This window comes from Taishania pollutisoli, from assembly GCF_014518315.1.
GTDB classification, from domain to species: domain Bacteria; phylum Bacteroidota; class Bacteroidia; order Flavobacteriales_D; family Crocinitomicaceae; genus Taishania; species Taishania pollutisoli.
The window spans coordinates 457,656-474,573 of record NZ_JACVEL010000001.1 but is presented as its reverse complement, the minus strand read 5'-3'; the positions used below and the strand labels follow the sequence as shown (position 1 = coordinate 474,573).

The window sequence follows — 16,918 nt, the reverse complement described above, 5'->3', positions numbered from 1 at the left end:
TTAAAAATATCTGGGTGAAGTGTAAGGAATTTTTTTCGTTCGGATGTCAAATTGCAGGAAGATTTCATGTGATCCGCTCTGGTACTTTCTCAAGCCGTTGATGGGGAAATCATACACATAGCCAATGGTAAAATCCTTAATGATAACAGCGATATTTGCTCCCATTGACTCATTGAACCGATACATCAGTCCTGTCCAAAGGCGTTCGTAAGAGAGTAAACTCAGATTGACATCAAACGTGAGCGGTGCTTTCGGCGTGTATTTGATCAGCGTTGACGGTTTTAACTTCAGAACAGAATTCAAATCAAACACATACCCTGCGGCAATGAAAAAGTGTCGCGCGTTGACTTGTTTTTCCAGATCCTGGGCATTTCTGATCACCGCCTCCAACAGTCGGGGAGAGGAGATACCGATATAATGGCGGTTTCCATAATAGTAAATTCCCGCCCCGACATTCGGTTTGGTTGCAGAAACCTGCATTCCGTAAAACGGATCATTGACATCATTCACCGTGGCATTGGTAAAATCGAAGCCGAGCACATCAACCCCGACGGATAAACCTGCTGCTATTCTGCTTTGATTGGTTTTACTCAGTTGGATGCTCCCGCTGATATCTGCAAAAACAGCCGTCCGGTTGCGTTTCCCTATCCGGTCATTGACCATGTGCCCACCAACTCCCAATGATTTGAACAATAGTGGCGCATGAACGCTGAACCACTGTGAACGGGGCGCACCGCTGTAATTGACCCATTGAAACCGTCCGACGGCGACAGCACTGATGGCATCTTTACTTCCGGCATAAGCAGGATTAAAGTAAAGAGGATTGTACATGTAAATAGACATCTGTTCATCCTGTTGAGCATGTGCATCAGCGAGGTAACAGAATGTAATTAAGAGAAGAAGAATCAGTTTTTTCATAAGTGGTGGCTTTAGTATTGAATTTCAATATAACCTTTATAAGGAGGAGTATTGTCCGGGTCATTGAGAATCAGAATATAAAAGTACGTTCCGACCGGAACTTTACCGCTGGACCCGATTGTTGCACCGTGATTTACTTCTCCGTACCAGTCATTCTGATATCCATTCGTTTTGTAGATAAGATTTCCCCACCGGTTATATATTTCCACGGAATTATTCGGGAAATTTTGGATACCCGGAATTGTCCATGTATCGTTGAGGTTGTCTCCGTCAGGTGTTACCAGGTCGGGAATTTTAAGACATTCCGCTTTGGGTTCCACGCTCAGATATGTAGAATCGGTTGCTGTACAATTATTTGAATCCGTTACTGTAATAAAATACCAGCCTGAGTTTGCCGGAGCAGCATTCGTCAATACAAAATTTTGATTGGAAGTAATGTGCCCCTGAGGTCCGCTCCAGCTATAAGTCGTTCCGCCGGAAGATGAGGTAAAGTTGACAGATTCACCCGGACATACAATACTGTCATTGTCCGGCTGCACATTTACGTTCGGCATGGATATCGTAAGCTCGATACTATCTGTAGTACTGCAATTATTAGCATCAGTTCCTGTGACAACATACCAACCGGAAGTTGTATTGTTCAGATCGTTGATTGTAATTGTCGTTCCCTGAGCACTTGTATTGTCAGGTCTGATCCAGGTGTAAGTTAATGCCCCGTCCACGGTTAGTACCGCGGAAGCATGATTACAATAAATTCCTGATGCTACATCTGTCGTAATGGAAAGATTGGGATTGTCGGCCATTGCTATCAAAACAGAATCTTCACCTGTACAACCGTTTCCATCAGTTCCGGTTACGTAGTAATAACCTTCACTGACAGCAGTGAAAGGCTGTACCTGAACCGAATTTCCGGTAGCTGTATATGCATTCGGACCACTCCATGAGTAACTGTTCCCTCCGCTGGCAGTTAAAATCGCTGTTCCTCCCTCACAAATTAAGGTCGTCGTTCCTGCCTGTGATACGATAATGTTTGTGGGAGGATTGATCGTAACGGCTGTACACCCCGGCTGACTCACGCAGCCGGCAACGGTAACCGTAGCACAATAATTTCCTGCATCGGCAGCTGTGAAATCATCAATGGAAAATGGAGTAGTGCTGGCTATAACTCCTTGCGGACCTGTCCACTCAATGGTTGCTCCTGATGGAATGGAAGCAGAGAATGAAACAGAACCACCGCTACAGATGCTGTTGTCACTTGCCGAAACTACAGGAGTTGCCGGTGCGTTCGGATTGATAATGGTAACTGGTCCGTAAGTAGCCGAACAACTATTGGCATCCGTAACTGTCAACGTATAGGAACCTGCAGGAATATTGCTGACGTCAGGAGTGGTTCCCACAACCGTATTTGCCGCATTGGTCCACTGCACAGTAGTTGAAACAGGAGAGGATACAACCAGCCCTGAAATACTTCCTGTTGCTGCTCCGCAGTCAGATGGTGTTGCATTGGCTGTCCCTGAAATTACAGGAGGTTGATTGACCATAACCGAATAATTGGCTGTCGAAGAACATCCGTTTGAGATTCCTGTTACACTATAATTCGTTGTTGTTGCAGGTGTCACTGTAATGCTGGTTTGCGTAGATCCGGTGCTCCAATTGTATGAATTGGCCCCGTTTGCAGTTAGTGTAACGCTTTCGCCGTTACAAATAGCTCCTGTGACATCCGGAGTGATGAAAACAGTAGGCAGCGGAGTCACCATGACCTGGAAAGAAGTACTGGCATCACATCCGTTGGTTGTTCCTGTCACAGAAAAAGTGGAGGTTGTAGACGGAGATACGGTGATGGATGCTGTCGTTGCCCCATTGCTCCACAAATATGAACTGGCTCCGCTGGCTGTGAGTGTGATGCTTTGGCCGTTACAGATCGGGTTGGTGCCGGACGGAGTAATCGCTACTGTCGGAGTAGGATTTACAGAAACAGTGATAGTATTTGAACCCGTACAATCATCAACCTCTCCGGTTACAGTGTAAGTTGTTTGTGTTGTCGGAGAAACCGTAATTGTTGATGTGCTTTGTCCCGTATTCCAGGAATAGGTATCAGCACCTGTAGCGGTCAATGTGATGGATTCTCCGGAACAGATAACCGGGTTTGTTACATTGAACTCAATGATCGGAGAAGGTTTTACAACGACCTGCACATCCAATGTTTGTTTGTATTCACACAACCCTGTTACTTCACAGTAGAATGTTTGGGTTGTTCCGGGACTCACCGTCACAGATTGTGTGGTGCTACCGTCATGGGCCCATAAATAACTGTCAGCTCCGGGAGGCGCTGTCAAAATAACGGACTCTCCTATGCAAATAGGAGGAACGTCAGGGATATCCGGAAATTGAACCCCCGAATTGGCAGAAATGGTATAATTACAAATGTCACCCGCATATCCATCTACCATTAAAATGTAGTCGTCGCCGACTGTTAGCCCATTTGCTGTAATTACAAATTGCGTGGAGTTTTCTTCAAAATTGGAAATCGGAACGAAATTGGTGCATCCGTTGGAACTGAAAATTTGCATTTGTATTCCTCCGTTGGGATAGTTCCCGACAAAACAATCGGAGATTGAAACCGTCAGTGTTGCTGTCGTTGCCGCTGCTGTAAAGCGGATCCATGAATTATTCTCAATGTTTACATCGATTGCAGGAGAAGAATAAGGTCCGGGGACGTTGCTCGGAGGGTAGTAACCGAAAGGTCCGCCTGAATTTGTACCATCCACCAGGTTTATTCCGGCTGCTGTTTCATTGTTTCCGTGCATGTTGCCAGGTCTGTCGGGGGTAAATGCTGCTGAGGTCGAAGCACTGTAACCGTTGATGTCACAAATGTAGAGTGCATTGGCACAAGCATCGTTGGTTGCCGTTGTTACACAGAAACCAAATGTTCCCGTACTGGTATTGAATCCCCAATAACGTAAATATACTGTTGATCCTGGTGTCAAACCTGAGACATTTAACATGGGCTTCATGTCATTGGTACTTCCCGGGTAATTGTAATCATCCGAGCAGGCAATCTGAGTGAGTGAACCACAGGGTCCGGAATAGAGTGCCATAACACCATCATTGATACTGCCCGGTCCCATGTTCGGTTTATTGGTAATGTTAATGCTTCCGGATGCAGGAACGGTAATTGAGAACCACACATCGGCAGTAGATGCATTAAATCCTCCGATCTGGGGAGCACTTCCTCCCGCACATGTAGCAGGTGTAGGTGCGGACAGTGTTGCTGTTGCTCCTACATTGGAAAATTCCAGGTATTGACAGGTTGAGGTAACCGGTGGAATCTGAATCGCGTTACAAGGCTGGTCGTTTGTCGGAACCGGTGTTGGAGTTCCTGAAATACAAATCTGGAAGTTCCCGGTATTGCCGATCGCATAGTCGTATACACGGACATAATAGGTTGCTCCTACGGTTAATCCAACTAACTGAATGGATTCTGCTGATCCGGTGAAAGTATTGTCCACACAATTTAACGTTGTCAAAGAACCACACGATCCGGAATATATTGCAAAAACCAGGTCCAGCGAACTTTGCGGTGTAACAGTAACTGTTTGTACGGAATTCGTTGCTGTGAACGAATACCAGACATCTTCATCGGCAGTCCCCGAACACCCCGGAAGGGATTGTGTTGCGCCGTTCAAGGTGCCGTTTGTAGGAGTACAACCGGAATTTACAGCAAGCGGAGTTGCTCCGGAACAATGATCATTGGAAGGCGGACTTGGTGTTCCTGTTACACAAATTGAAAAGGTACCTGTTCCTGAACCGGTCCCGTAGTGGTAGATTCTGATGCGATAGGTTGCACCAATGGTTAAACCTGAATAGTTAATTGTTTCTGTTCCGCCACTAAAAAAATTATCGCGGCAAACCAATGACGTCAATGAAGAGCAGACGCCGGAAAACAACTGTACAACAGCATCCATACCGGCAGATGGTGTAACAATAATGCTGTGAGAAGTGCTTGTTGCGACAAACTGGTACCAGACATCGTCGTCCGCATTTCCTGTGCATCCCGGGATTGTTTCCGTTGCTCCGATCGTGGTTCCGTTTGTGGGAGAGGAGCAGGTGGCGTCAATTGTCAGTAATGTAGCAGCAGAACATCCATCTGCCTGCGCATGTATGTGATTCAGGAATGCAATGCATCCTGTTAACAGTAAGAGAGAAATTCGTAGCATGTGAATCAGTGTTTTATTTCGATAAGTTCTACGGGAATTAACCCGCTATCAGTGATTAATTTTTTCAGTTGAATGAGCAAATCCGGGTTTTCACCTTCTTTTTGTTTCGTATAAGGTTTGATATCCAGAAGAATTTCTCCGGCAGAAAGTTCTTCTTTGTACTTAATTTTACATGAATTGATTCCTTCGATCTGTTGAATTTTAGTTTCCAGATCGACACTGTTTTCAATCGTTCCGGAAAAAGAGTAGGAATACTGTTGCTGACCATAAACACCCAAAGTCAGGAACGTAGCAAAAGCGAATAGCAAATGTAGCATGTGTGTTAGTTTTAATTGTTAAAAAGCGATAATAGTCTATAAATGTAATACATAAAAAGTTAGAAAACAAAAAATCCTGTCTCAATTTGAGGCAGGATTTTCATATTAATCGGTTGAATTTCTTAACCTAAAAACGGGTAACGGTAATCCGTCGGAGAGACAAATGTCTCCTTAATTGTGCGAACAGATACCCAACGCATCAGGTTCATTGCAGCACCTGCTTTATCATTTGTTCCCGAACCTCTTGCTCCTCCGAATGGTTGTTGACCAACGACAGCTCCTGTCGGTTTATCATTGATATAGAAATTTCCGGCCGCATTGCGCAGTGCATCCGTTGCTTGTGTAATCGCGTAACGATCTGTTGCCATAATGGATCCAGTCAATGCGTATTCGGAAGTTGAATCAACAATGTGAAGCGTTTCTTCGTATTTGTACTCATCGTATACGTGAATTGTCAAAACCGGTCCGAAGATTTCTTCTTCCATTGTCTTAAATTTCGGATTCGTTGTAACGATAACAGTTGGTTCAATAAAATACCCTTTGCTTCCGTCGTAATTTCCTCCGACGATGATTTCTGCATCTGAAGCTGCTTTTGCATAATCAATGTATTCAGAAATCTTTGTAAATGCTTTTTTATCGATCACTGCGTTGATGAAGTTGGATGTATCTTCCGGAGATCCCATTTTCATGGAAGAAACCTGACTCACCAAAATGGATTTAACATCCGCCCAGATATTGGATGGAATGTATGCTCTGGAAGCTGCAGAACATTTTTGTCCCTGGTATTCGAATGCTCCTCGTGACAATGCTGTTGCTACTTCGGCTGCTTTTGCCGAACGGTGTACCATGACGAAATCTTTTCCTCCTGTTTCTCCTACAATTCGTGGGTATGACTTGTATTTATCCAGGTTCTCACCGATGTTTTTCCACAACCCCCGGAATACTTCCGTTGATCCTGTAAAGTGGATACCTCCAAAATCTCTGTGTTTGAAAATCACTTCACCTGCCGTAGGACCATCAATGGTGACCATGTTGATCACTCCGTCTGGTAATCCTGCTGCCTGGAACAGTTCCATAATCACAGCAGCGGAATACACTTGCGAAGCAGCCGGTTTCCACACAACTACATTCCCCATCAAAGCGGGAGATGCGCACAAATTGGCACAAATAGATGTAAAGTTAAACGGAGTAATTGCATAAATAAACCCTTCCAGTGGTCTGTATTCTACACGGTTCCATACGCCCGGAGATGAAATGGGTTGATCTTTGTAAATCGTTGTCAGGTATTGTACATTGAATCGGAAGAAATCAATCATTTCACAAGCAGCATCAATTTCCGCCTGGAATACATTCTTTGACTGTGCCAACATCGTTGCAGCATTCATTTTGTCTCTGAACGGACCTGCCAGTAATTCTGCTGCTCTCAGGAATACAGCTGCACGTTGTTCCCATGGTGTATTGGCCCAAGCTTCCCGCGCGTTCATTGCCGCTTCAATTGCCTGTTCTACATGAACAGCACTTCCCTGGTTGTAATGACCCAACAGTTTCTGGTGGTCGTGCGGAGGTGCCATCGGACGCTTTTTTTCCGTTCTCACTTCCTTTCCTCCGATGTACATCGGAATGTCAATTTGAGGCTGGTTGTACAGCTCTTTGTATTTGTCAATCAGATTTTTATGTTCTGCTGTTCCCGGAGCGTATGCTCTTACCGGTTCATTCACAGGTACCGGGACATTAAAGAATGCATTTGCCATATTTTTTTCTTGCAAAAGTAATCATTGTTCCTTATTCTTGCAATTATTAACTATTAAGATGGGCTTGAAACCATTTCTCAAATATGCTTTCCGTGTATTATTGATACTATTTTCAACAGGATTTACTTCTTACGGACAGACATTTAAACAATTTATCGAATCAGATGATATTGATACGAAATGCGGCATAGCGGAAGAATTGTCCCTGGAATATGTCGTCTCTGACCTGGATTCATTGCGGATGATGGGGGAGAGTTTATTGAAATTTTCCAATAAACTGCAGAGTAAGAAAGGGATCAATATGTCGTATTATGTGATTGGGAACTACCTCACACGCACAGCGAAAGAACAGGAGGGAATGGAATTACTCCGCCAGGCGAAAAATTATTACCTGAGCATTGAAAACTACAACCTCGTTACTTCCATTCTCAATGAAATAGGAAATGCGTACCAATACCTTGGCAAACATGAGGAATCGTGTAAATGGTATGAACAATCGCTGAAATACGGAGAATTCGCATCCGACGAATATGTCATGCATGCGGCACGGATCAACCTGGCTCAGGCGTACAATCACCTTGAAAAATACGAACAGGCGAAAGAGCAGGCGGAACAGTATCGGGATTGGGTACTGAAACTGGGGTCATTGAAAAGTTCTTCCAATGCATTTGCTGTTTTGGGTTCCATTGAATTAAACCAGGGGAAAAATAAGCAGGCAATTTACTATTTTGAGCAATGTTACAAGTTTGCTGTCCGTGCAGGAGATAACTCGGGGCAAGGACATGCATTTACCAACATCGGGATTGCGAAATACCTCGAAGGGGATATGGATGAGAGTGAGCGTTACTTCAAAGAGGCGCTGGAATTCAGAAAACAAGTGAGAAATGTCGCCATGACCTGTGATGCATACCTCAACTACGGAGGGATTTTATACGAACGCGGGAAAAACGAAGCGGCAATTGAAAATTATGAGACAGGATTGAACCTGGCCAGAAAGCATAAGAAATACACGAATGAAATTGAATTTCTGGAAGCACTGAAGGAATTATACGCCACATATGACCCCAAGAAAATAGAGGAATTGGATCACGATATTGAATTAGCACAGAAACTACAAACCTATTTTGACCACGATCAGCAAAAAATTGATGATGTATTGGCCAGTGAACTGCGGGAGAGTGATAAAATCCGGAAAAGCGGGTTTGTGAGCGAAAGCAACCGGTGGCCATTTTACATTGGAGCTTCAATCCTGTTTGTAGGTTTCTTTTTCCTGGTCGTCCGAAAAAAATTAAACTAAGAAGTATGATTGTTAGGGCATTTTGGTTACTTTTAATGGGTACTATGTCCTATGGAAGTTTTTCGTGTTAATATTATAGACTTTTTTCGTTCCTTTTTCCCGTTCCAGTTGATTGTTGCCCATCTGAAACACAACCTGTTGGGAATCGTGACATGGTTGCTTTTTTTCCTGATTATTTCAGGCCGGTTGGGAGGCCGGTTCGGATTGCCGATTTTGTTTTTTTCTCCGGAATACCTGGGAAAAGTTTCCTACTGGTCATTCGGATTGCTGGGATTTGGTTTTGGCGGACTCACGATGGCGTTCAATACGTATTCGTACAGTAAGTTGGGAAAGCGGTTTCCCTTTTTAATCTTTGTGAAACGCCCGTTTCTGCGGTTTTGTAAAAACAATGCGATCATTCCGGTTGTTTTCTTCTCATTTTACCTGATCAATATGATCAATTATCAATGGACGGAAGAATATGCCTCTGCCTGGAAAGTATTTTTCTACAGCCTTTCATTTATCGGGGGAATTGTCCTGTTTGTTGCGTTCTCACTGTCTTATTTTTTTCCGATTTTTAACCGTTTTCGCTTGATTAACCTCGTAACAGATGACGATGGAAGTTATCCGTTTCAGGCAGTCTACCGGAAGCAGGAAGGGAAGTGGTACAGCCGGATTTTTGCAAAAACGGACCGCCGGTACCTGTACTTCGGGCGCGGGTTTAAAATGTACCTGAGCCGGCCGATAGACCACATTGATGATACAATTGTCCAGAAAGTACTCGCCAGAAACCGCATCAACACCTCACTGTTTGAATTGTTGACGGTATTGTTGTTTATCGGTATCAGCCTGTTTCCCGATTACAGTATTTTTGAGCTTCCTGCTTCTATGAGCATCGTATTGCTGGTTACACTTATTTTTATGTTGTATTCCGTTTTACAGACCTGGTTCAGAAAATGGACTCCTTTCCTGTTTGGATGTGTGATACTGGCAATGAATTACCTGAGCACGAATACCCAGTATTTCTCCTACCGGAATTATGCGTACGGGTTGAATTATGATTCGTCCAAAAAACCGGCTTATTCACTGCCGATGATTGAGCAGTGCGCGCAGCAGGAGACCGATAAATCTACTTCCGAATCGTACCGCAATTACATCCGGTTGCTGGAGAATTGGAAAGAGCAGACGGGCGAAGCCAGACCGAAGCTGATTATTGTTAATTCGTCGGGAGGTGGATTGAGAAGCACGCTGTGGACATTTGGCGTATTGCAAAAGCTGGATCAGGAATTTAACGGGAAGTTGAAAAAAAATATTCACCTGTACACAGGAGCTTCAGGAGGAATGATCGGTGCCAACTATTTCAGAGAGTTATGCCTGAGAGCGGAGAAGGGAGAAATTCAATCCATTTATTCCAAGGAATACAGTGAAAAGCTGGGAAAGGATATGCTCAATAAGTTGGCTTTTTCGGCTTCAACCCGCGATTTATTCCTGCGGATCCAGAATTTTGAATACGGAGGCTATGAATATCCCAAAGACCGGGGGCAGGCATTTGAAGATCAATTGCATGCCAATACGGATTATGTAATGGATCATACACTGGGGTATTATGCCGAATATGAGCAGAAAGCACAAATCCCGTTGATGATTGTGACACCGACGATTGTGAATGATGGACGAAGATTGCTGATCAGTTCCCAGTCGTTGGGATTTCTTACTGCCCCGTCCAACACGGGACATTTTCTTTCAAAAACGTATGAAAACATTGATTACCAAACATTTTTTAAAGACCTGGATCCCCAGAATATCCGTTTTTCGACCGTGTTGCGTTCCAGTGCTACGTTCCCTTTTGTGACACCAATGGTGACACTTCCCACGACCCCTGAAGTACAGTTGATGGATGCAGGAATCCGGGACAATTACGGGGGGAAAATAACCATGGAAATCTTGTTTCACCTGCAGGAATGGATCAAAGAGAATACTTCGGGGGTGATCATTCTTCAGTTGCGGGACACAAAGAAAATACTGGACAATACAACCTACCGGCAGGTGTCGTTGATCAATAAACTGATGCTCCCGTTCGCAAATATGTACTCCAATTTCCCGAAAACCCAGGATTTTGACCAGGACCAGTTGTTCAAACTGGGAGTTGCAGAACTGACATTTCCGGTGGATGTGGTGAACTTTAATCTGCGGGAAAAGGTAAACGATCAGATTTCGCTGTCCTGGCACTTGAGTACACAGGAAAAAAACAAAATCAAACAAGCGTTTTACAGCGAATTGAATCAACAGGCCTTTCAACAACTGAAAGCACTGATTGAAAAAAAATGATGGGTTGCTTCACCATAAAACCGATTGATTTTGATTACTTTCGGTCATGAAAACATTGAACAACGTTATATGAAACTTACCCGATTGATACTCGTTATATGCCTCATCGTTCCGTTTTTTTCGGAAGCACAGACCATTGTAACCGAACTGAAGAAAAAGAACTACGGAGTTTACAAAGGAGAAATTCCGTCGTACATATACAGCAGTGATACGTCTTTGTTTACAATCGACGCGACACCGATTGAGGTACAGGTATCGGAAAATGCCATTGCTGTTACAATCGGGAAATTGCATAAAAAAGGAAGTTATCACATTTTATTTAAGGACAAAAACTATTACGTACTGGATGCTTTTTTTGAAGGAGACATCCTGACAGAGCGAATTGTGCTGTACGAAAAAACAAAATCAATGATCCGGGAAGGGAGTTATCCGCAACCGAATGCACTGTTGAAAAAAGCGGGGAGATAATGAGTGGGGCAGGAGTAATCTAACTAAAAAACGGGATACTTGAAAGCACCCCGTTTTACAATGATTTATTTTTTCAGGACTATCCGATCACAGCTTTGTAACCATCCGCGTCCAACAACCCGTCTAACTCAGACGCGTCAGAAAATTTAATTTTAATAATCCATCCTTCTCCATACGGATCAGAGTTAACCAATTCAGGATTTCCTTCCAGGTTGGTGTTGAATTCAACGATCTCACCTGAAACAGGCAGGAATAAATCAGAAACTGTCTTCACAGCTTCTACTGTTCCGAACACCTCATGTTGATCCAAAGTTTCACCTTCAGTTTCTACTTCAACATAAACAATATCCCCCAATTCTCCCTGAGCGAAATCTGTAATTCCCACAACAGCAGTGTCGCCTTCAACACGTACCCACTCGTGGTCTTTTGTGTACTTCAAGTTTGCCGGTATACTCATTTTTTTGAATTATAACGTTTTAGATTAATAGCATAACAATTGTCTGTTGTTCAACAAGACGTAGCAAATGTAGCATTTTTTTTAGAATGCAAATCAAATAAAAAAGAGGTGTCGATTAAAACACCTCTTTCCGACTTACTTATGAATACAACTTTCGTTAAAATTGCCGAACTTGGGATGCTCCTGTTACTAATTTGGAGCTGATTTTAGGAGTGCCTCTGTATTTTAAGTCGCTGGCACCCGATGCATCTATTTCCAGGGTATCCGTCACATGGATTTTTGAGGAACTGGCGCCGGAACATTGCATTTTTGCGGTTTTGACTTTGAATAATTCTGCCTTTAATTCACATGCACCTGTGCTCATCATATCCATCATCGCAGCCGATCCGGATAATTTTACATCACTGGCACCTGTTATTAATCCTTTTACCTTATTGGAAGAAAGATTGAGCTTCACGTCACTGGCGCCGGATAAATCCAGATCAATGTCGGGAACGGTTAAATCCAGTTCTACATCGGTAGCTCCCATGACTGTTAACTTCAGGTTGTCAAATTTCAGGTTGGTTTTTGAGGAAAGGTTCACCGCGCCGAAACACTCAATGGATTTCAGATCCACAACTGTCAGGTAAATAGTGATGACAAAATCGTTTCCTTTTTTCTTATTGGCGGTTGTGATTTCAAGTGTTTTATTGGTGTTGCTGATTTCCAGAGCCTCTCTTCCATTTTCGTCAGCCTCTACTTTTACGGATTCTTTGGTACCTTGCGAAATGTAAATATGATCTACCGCTCCGGACAACTTAAGTGAATGGAAGGTTCCATAATCTTTTTCACTGTCGAAAACAGGAACGATCGTTCTGTTTCGCTTTGTTTCATACTGAAACGGAAACTGGACAGGAAGCTGAAACGGAGGTAGTGTTTGCTCCTGAAAATCCATTGCGGATACAGGCGTTTCAGGTGCCTCAGGTGCTTTCGGAGCGACAGGAGGCATTGATCTGATAAGTAACGGCGCCGGTGGCGGGAGTTCATTTTCCAGTTTGATTTCGTTGGTATCCTCCATTTTACTTACACCGATATCCATCGGTCGTTTTCTTTGTTCAGGTTGTTTTTCCGTTCCATATAGAAAATAGGTTCCCAACCCGATTCCTACGGTTAAAATTGCTGTTGAATACATGACTACTACTGATTTCGTAAATACTAATTTCATTTTTGTGAGCAAACCGGTAAGTAACATTCCGATTGTAATCAACCCGATCCACCTCTGAATCTCGTTGACAGGTGTTTCAACTTTCTTGTTCCGAGCCTGTTCAAACAGGTTATCCATTATTTTTTCTTCTCTCGACATACCTTTCTTTTTATGCAATAACAGGTTGTTCTGTCAATAGTTTGGCCAATTCTTGTCTTCCGCGCGTTAATCGTTTTTTTACAGCATCTTCACTTGCTTCCTGAATTACTGCTACTTCCTTGATGGAGAATCCCGAAATTTCAAAGAGAATCAATGCTTCCCGTTGCAGTTCAGGGAGCTTCCCCAATGCTTTGTACAAGTCTTCTATTTCCAGTTGTCGTTCTGCTTCCGAATAACCGTGTGAGCGATTCTCAAAACTATCAGACCATTTCTCTTCCCGGATCTTCTTAGTGGAATTGGACAATATCCGAATACTGATTCCAAATAGAAAGTGAAGAAAAGCATCTTTGTTGTTGATCCCCTCGAATTTTTCAAAGGCAACGACTACTGTTTCCTGCATTAAGTCTTTAAAATCCATTTCCCCGTATACGCGCGCTTTACAAAACCTTTCAAAACGAGCATGAATAGGTTTGTACAGGGACATGAATTCTTTTTTCTTCTTATTACTCATAAAAGTCTGCTCACAAAGGTAAGTGTATTGAAAAGAGGAAAAGTGACATGGAAATGCATATTTTTTTAAATAAAAATCAGTAGGAGTTGTTTTTGAGTGTGTTATAAATGAAAAAAGTCGCCCTTTTGAGGCGACCTAACAGTATAATGACTGATTCCTTACTGATCTTTACGTGTCCCTCCGATCCCGAATTTAAACCCGAATGCACCTGTAAAGAATACGCGCGAACGTGTATTCGAGTCCCAGAAATACTCATTCATTCCGGTATCCTGATTGTAAACGACATTTCCGTAATGACTGGTCAGACTTGTGTTACCAACTCCTACAGCAGTAAACACGTCCATGGAGAATTTATTTCCCAACCAGAATTGGAAACCGGTGTAGAACTTAAATGAGAGTTGTGTTGTAGCTCCAATCCGTTCCCCCAATCCATACATCTGATCGACATACTTGGTATTGTACAATCTATATTTTAATTCCGGACCAATGTACAATCCTCGCGGAGCTGTTGCCAATCCTGAAATCGGATAGTAACGGAATGCCAATGACCCGAAAAATCCAAGACCACTTTCCTTTCCCCACCCCATATAGGATCCAAACATGTTTTCAAAAATTACAGGAGTCAACCCAATTTCAGACACAGTAGGTCCCAGACCAATCTCAATACTTGACTGCCGGGCGATCCGCTGTTCATACGCAAAATGTAATTCCCCCATGATTAATTGCGTGGGAGAATATTTGATCGCAAATTTCGAATGATTATCTTTTTGGGCAATTCCCTGGAATGCAAGTAACGCACAAGTAAAAGAGAAGAATAGTCTACGCATAGTTTTATATTTTTGACTTACAACGAATAAAAATAGAAAAAATTATTTCATTCGATTAAAATTAAAGTGGTGATCAGCTACCTACCTTCTCTTGTTTAGCTTACGTGCTCTTTTTTTGTAATCGTTGGAGAAACTTTGCTTCTTGTTTGTGTACTGTCGTTTACCGAATCGATTGGTCTCATAATAGAACGGTAATCCCATTCCCAGGTAGACTTCGTGGGAAGTTGCCATGAATTGTGAATAACGACCAAGGTTGTAATTGAAATTGTATCCGATCCGCGCAACGTTGGAGATCATGATGTCAAACCCTGCGGCAAGCGCATTTTCAGACCGGTAACCGACTGTGAATGCCATTCTTCCGTGAAAGATATTGCGAAGCATCAAATCTCCTTGTAGCGGAGAGTTGGGAACGAATTTAACCTGGATACACGGATTGAAAATATAACTTCCGCTGCTGTTCGACAGGTAGAATCCGGTTGCCAGGTAATGATGCCACCTATTTACTTTGAATCCGTTATTTGGTCCTGTGTGAATATTGTTCATCAACGATGGAATCGAATAACCGATGTACATTTTCGGTCCGTTGTAATACACACCAAACCCGGCATTGAATCGCCATTGATTGAAACTCTGCATAAAAGCAGGATCGTTTTGATTGATCAGGAACAAACGGGAATAATCATTGTTGACATTCTGTACACCGACACTTGCGCCCAACGCGAAATATTGCTCGTCATTGATATAAATCCGATAGGCGTACCCGGCATTGATTCCTGTTGATTTGGCGATCCCCACACGGTCATTGATTGCTGAAATTCCCACAGCATGCGATGAATTAATTTCATAGGCACCGATAAACCCAACGGTGGAAGGGGCACCTTCCTGTCCGGTCCATTGCGTCCGGTAGATTAATTCCGCAGAAATTCGTGCTTCTACACCGATTGCTCCCGGGTTTAGCAATCCTTTTGCAACATTGAATTGAGAAAAGCGCGCATTGGTCTGACCAAACGCTACAGATCCGGAGATACAGATGATTGCGAGTAAAAATCGTCTCATTTTCTTATTGTTTTAGCGTAAGGTAGCCGTCAAATCGGTGTCCGTCTATTGTTAATGTATAAAAATAAGTTCCTTCCGGTAATGTATCGCCTCCCATGCACAAGCTGGTTCTGCACGTACCGTCCCAGTTGTTCAGGTACCTGTCCGATTCAAACACGACGTCACCCCATCGGTTCCAGACTTTCAGCTCCGCTGTGAATTCATATATTTCAGGTATTTCAAATACATCGTTAATACCGTCTCCGTTGGGAGAAAATCCCTGTGGAATGGTTAAGTCAATTAATTTGAAATGGGTGGTGTGTGTCATCGAACACCCCAATGTGTTGCTGGTAGCGACCAACGTAACATTGCCGGATGTAGTTCCCGTGTACCCGGTGCTTGATCCCGTTGTAGCGGTAATGTTTTCCGCAGGTGACCATAAATAAGTATCAAAATTTGCAGGTCCGTAGGCATATTCGGTTTGTCCCGGAAGTACAAAGATCGTATCGGGCATTGAAAATTCAGGTAGTTCTGCAATATCAATTGCCAGGGACAATGTTTGAAAGCATGCACCTTTATAGATCGTGACGGAATACGTGGAAGGTTGCTGTGGTGCAACGACAATTGCCTCAGAAAATTCACCTGTTGACCAGGCATACACATCACCGCCACCAGCTTCCAATAGCAAATAAGAACCGGAGCAAACGGTTGTGCCTCCAATGGCTTCCAGACTGAATTCAACAAAATTGATGGTTGCTTCGGCCGAGTCTTTACATCCGTTGGCATCTGTTACAACAACTTCATATGATCCGGATTCGGTGATGAATAAAGTAGGACTGGTTGATCCGTCATTCCATGTATAATTTGTGAACGACTGATTCAGACTCAATGTTGAACCGCTAATGGCAGGGCAGATGTTCAGACCTTCACTCGAAGAGATGACAGGATTCGGATCGGGATAGAGGGAAACAAGAATGGAATCCCTGGAAATGCAGCCAACATTGTCTTCTGCATCTATATACACCCATCCATTACCTGTTGCAGTTGCTGTATTTCCTGTTCCCGCAGCGACTCCGCTCCAGGTATAATTGACATATCCGACAGTGGCTGTCAATCCGTCCGGAGTTCCGGGACAAAGTGAAACGGAATTTCCTTGATTGATAACGACATCAATGGTGCAGGAAAACGAATCGAAGAGAAAAAGAAAGAGAGTGAATAATAGTAATATCCAGTGATTGATCTTTTTTAGAATCATAGATACAAGTTTAATGAACGGCAAAGGTAAAAGATTTAAATTTAACGGAGGAAATCGAATTGTTAAAACACAGGCGTTTTCAGTGTTATGGGAACGCATTTTTTTTCAAATTTTAGCACACTTTTGACTAAAAATACCTTGTATATCTGTTTTGTTCCATTAAATTTGTCGCGCGTACAATTTTATAGATACTGCAAAATCACAGTTTTACTAAAA

General features: G+C 43.0%; 13 protein-coding genes. 3 read left to right on the top strand and 10 right to left on the bottom strand.

What is annotated here, in order from left to right; all coding sequences use genetic code 11:
• The 4 genes from H9Y05_RS02040 to pruA all read right to left on the bottom strand — a co-directional run bounded on the left by H9Y05_RS02040 (window position 1) and on the right by pruA (window position 7,203).
• Complete coding sequence (locus H9Y05_RS02040; RefSeq protein WP_216713358.1) at window positions 1–918, bottom strand: PorP/SprF family type IX secretion system membrane protein; 918 nt, start codon at window positions 916–918, stop codon at window positions 1–3.
• An 11-nt stretch (window positions 919–929) separates the two neighbouring features.
• Window positions 930–5,135 carry a gliding motility-associated C-terminal domain-containing protein gene (locus tag H9Y05_RS02035; protein ID WP_216713357.1) on the bottom strand — a complete coding sequence of 1,402 codons (4,206 nt, stop codon included), beginning with the start codon at window positions 5,133–5,135 and terminating at the stop codon, window positions 930–932.
• Window positions 5,136–5,140: 5 nt separating this feature from the next.
• Window positions 5,141–5,452: a hypothetical protein gene (locus tag H9Y05_RS02030; protein ID WP_163490438.1), complete on the bottom strand. Its 312-nt coding sequence runs from the start codon at window positions 5,450–5,452 to the stop codon at window positions 5,141–5,143.
• Between the two features lie 122 nt (window positions 5,453–5,574).
• Window positions 5,575–7,203 carry an L-glutamate gamma-semialdehyde dehydrogenase gene (pruA, locus tag H9Y05_RS02025; protein ID WP_216713356.1) on the bottom strand — a complete coding sequence of 543 codons (1,629 nt, stop codon included), beginning with the start codon at window positions 7,201–7,203 and terminating at the stop codon, window positions 5,575–5,577.
• Window positions 7,204–7,261: 58 nt separating this feature from the next.
• Between pruA and H9Y05_RS02020 the strand changes: the two genes are divergently transcribed.
• The 3 genes from H9Y05_RS02020 (at window position 7,262) to H9Y05_RS02010 (ending at window position 11,275) form a co-directional block, all read left to right on the top strand.
• A complete protein-coding gene (locus tag H9Y05_RS02020) occupies window positions 7,262–8,500 on the top strand; it encodes a tetratricopeptide repeat protein (RefSeq protein ID WP_163490436.1) in 1,239 nt (412 codons plus the stop codon).
• A gap of 51 nt (window positions 8,501–8,551) precedes the next feature.
• Window positions 8,552–10,807 carry a patatin-like phospholipase family protein gene (locus H9Y05_RS02015; protein ID WP_163490435.1) on the top strand — a complete coding sequence of 752 codons (2,256 nt, stop codon included), beginning with the start codon at window positions 8,552–8,554 and terminating at the stop codon, window positions 10,805–10,807.
• A gap of 69 nt (window positions 10,808–10,876) precedes the next feature.
• Entirely contained in the window at window positions 10,877–11,275 is a 399-nt protein-coding gene (locus H9Y05_RS02010; RefSeq protein WP_163490434.1) for a hypothetical protein, read from the top strand.
• Between the two features lie 79 nt (window positions 11,276–11,354).
• On the opposite strand, the gene gcvH is transcribed toward H9Y05_RS02010, so the two are convergent.
• From gcvH to H9Y05_RS01980, 6 genes are all read right to left on the bottom strand, one after another.
• Window positions 11,355–11,732 (bottom strand): glycine cleavage system protein GcvH, encoded by a 378-nt coding sequence (gcvH, locus tag H9Y05_RS02005; protein ID WP_163490433.1) that lies wholly within the window; start codon window positions 11,730–11,732, stop codon window positions 11,355–11,357.
• A gap of 157 nt (window positions 11,733–11,889) precedes the next feature.
• Entirely contained in the window at window positions 11,890–13,074 is a 1,185-nt protein-coding gene (locus H9Y05_RS02000; RefSeq protein ID WP_163490432.1) for a head GIN domain-containing protein, read from the bottom strand.
• A 10-nt stretch (window positions 13,075–13,084) separates the two neighbouring features.
• Entirely contained in the window at window positions 13,085–13,585 is a 501-nt protein-coding gene (locus tag H9Y05_RS01995; protein WP_163490431.1) for an RNA polymerase sigma factor, read from the bottom strand.
• 158 nt (window positions 13,586–13,743) lie between these two features.
• Window positions 13,744–14,412, bottom strand: a complete 669-nt coding sequence (locus H9Y05_RS01990; protein WP_216713355.1) for a hypothetical protein — start codon at window positions 14,410–14,412, stop codon at window positions 13,744–13,746.
• Between the two features lie 81 nt (window positions 14,413–14,493).
• Window positions 14,494–15,468 (bottom strand): PorP/SprF family type IX secretion system membrane protein, encoded by a 975-nt coding sequence (locus H9Y05_RS01985; RefSeq protein WP_216713354.1) that lies wholly within the window; start codon window positions 15,466–15,468, stop codon window positions 14,494–14,496.
• A gap of 4 nt (window positions 15,469–15,472) precedes the next feature.
• Window positions 15,473–16,702 (bottom strand): gliding motility-associated C-terminal domain-containing protein, encoded by a 1,230-nt coding sequence (locus tag H9Y05_RS01980; protein WP_216713353.1) that lies wholly within the window; start codon window positions 16,700–16,702, stop codon window positions 15,473–15,475.
• Window positions 16,703–16,918: the final 216 nt, after the last annotated feature.